This window comes from Aquaspirillum soli (genome assembly GCF_054781915.1).
Genome location: NZ_BAAGTM010000030.1, coordinates 2,004 through 3,955, shown reverse-complemented (window position 1 = coordinate 3,955; position 1,952 = coordinate 2,004). Strand labels below are relative to the sequence as shown.

At 47.7% G+C, this 1,952-nt stretch carries 1 protein-coding gene; it reads right to left on the bottom strand.

Going from position 1 to position 1,952, the window contains the following annotated elements:
• Positions 1–224 precede the first annotated feature (224 nt).
• On the bottom strand, positions 225–1,421 hold the full coding sequence (locus ACYVJG_RS12820; RefSeq protein WP_460431397.1) for a hypothetical protein: 1,197 nt from the start codon (positions 1,419–1,421) through the stop codon (positions 225–227).
• Positions 1,422–1,952 lie beyond the last annotated feature (531 nt).

Sequence of the window (1,952 nt, the reverse complement as noted above, 5' to 3'; positions counted from 1 at the left end):
AACAGGAAGCACCGCACTAGCCGCCCGTTGGGCGGCACGCCCCTTCACCCCCAGCCAAATCCTTTCGCCTGCGGCTCAGAAGGAAGGGATTATGGCTGGAGCACTGGGGCGCAAGTCCGGTAGGGGCAGACCCTGTGCCTGCTCTGATATTTATGTCGGTTCGTGTTATACACGGCGGTATTTTGCTGTTTTTTGCCGATGTTGTGGGCTACTGAGCTAATTGATTAGCATCTGCGACTTGCTCGCTGAGACGGTTTTCGTGAGCGTGGTATTTTCAGCGGAGTAAGTGTATTACCAGGCCACCACAGTTCAGCGGTTGATTCATCTATGTTCCATTCTGAGCTCGGCGTACTTTTCACCTCTTTGAACAGATCTTGAATGTTCTGCCGCTCATTTTGGAGATTGACCGTTAGTCCCCATTCCGGATCAGGTTCTTGTCCGTATTTCACGATCCAGATATCGAGCAAGCGATGTGCCTTTGGGTGACCCGCCTTGTTCAGACTATAGGCCAGTACATCCGCACGCCGAGTCATTTCTTCCACAACATTTTTGTTCAGGTATTTATCTATGACGTCCTCTCTGCTGAACGTAGAGGGTAATGTTTGGAGCCAGCCAAGTTGGGAAAACAAATAAGTCATGACGCGATCAGGTTTGATCGTTTTTAAGCCCAAGTCCATCATTGTATGCATTGCAGTGAGTATTCCGACATCGTTGGTAAGCTTGGTACGAACCTTGGCCAGAAGTTTCCGCTCTTCGATCCAAGGGACACCGGTGAGGTGCCCAGCGCTGAAGGTATGACCCTCAGTGTAGTAATGAAGTGCTGGTTCGTTACCAGCCAAACGATGACTATGTAGTGTCCGGGCTACGTCGAGGTATTTTTCAATTTTCGGGGACAATGCAGAAAATTTCAGGCCAGGGTACGCAACTTCGTCTTTGATTAGCAGCTTCCAGACTTCGGGGGTAGTTTTCTTGAAGTAGTCCGCTGGATTCCATTTCGGTGCCTTTTTGGCGTGCTGAAGCCAATTAGTCTTGCCATAAAGGGTTTTCCAATACTGCACAAACTGTTTCCACTCGGCCGCGTCAAAAATGAAGCGGGCTTCATCATAGTTGTCTAGGCTCTTGAAAAGTGGTACCAGTGTGGCCATGCTATTGATCTCAGTGCTCGCCTTGGCTGCCAAGGTGCCGGCATAAACTACCCTCTGCCATAAAACCCGCCACAGGTCGTCGTGGCTCATGTTGGGTTGGAAAACCACTTGCTCCATTAGCTCTCTAATTTTTCGGTTGAGCTTCTCCTTGTTTGCTTGCTGTTCAGCCACCGAATTAGCTGCAGTTGCGTGGGTGGTTACTTCAGCACAAACCCTTTCCAATAGGGCGGGACCATAGTTGTAGATCTCGGTATTAATTTCAGCATTGGTTCGCATGGTTAAACTTGGCTCCATTCTATGTTTTCTATGAACTGGTACTTTGAGAAATCCTTGGTTGCTTGCTCTACATGATGCATGTGAACATTGGTAGAGTGGGTACCGGTCTTGTGCCCACAAAAATACTACCGAACAATCAAACTATTTTGTTTATTTTTCGTGTTTTTCTATGTGTTTGTTGTTGTGTTGTTGTAAATAAGAAAAACAGCATTCGTTATTGCTGATTGACAAAATTTTTTCCTTTACATTGTTACTATTTTGTAAGTATTGTTGTTTGCTAAGTGATTGTTTTAGGTGGAGGCGTTGGGATGTGTGTCTCGAAGGAGGCGAGGGGCGGGGGTGGTGTAAAAAAAGATTGGAAAAGCCTTGACTTTTCCATAACAGCTTTACAATTGTTACCAAGCCAAGCCAAGCCAAGCCAAGCCAAGCCAAGCCAAGCCAAGCCAAGCCAAGCCAAGCCAAGCCAAGCCAAGCCAAGCCAAGCCAAGCCAAGCCAAGCCAAGCCAAGCCAAGCCAAGCCAAGCCAAGCCA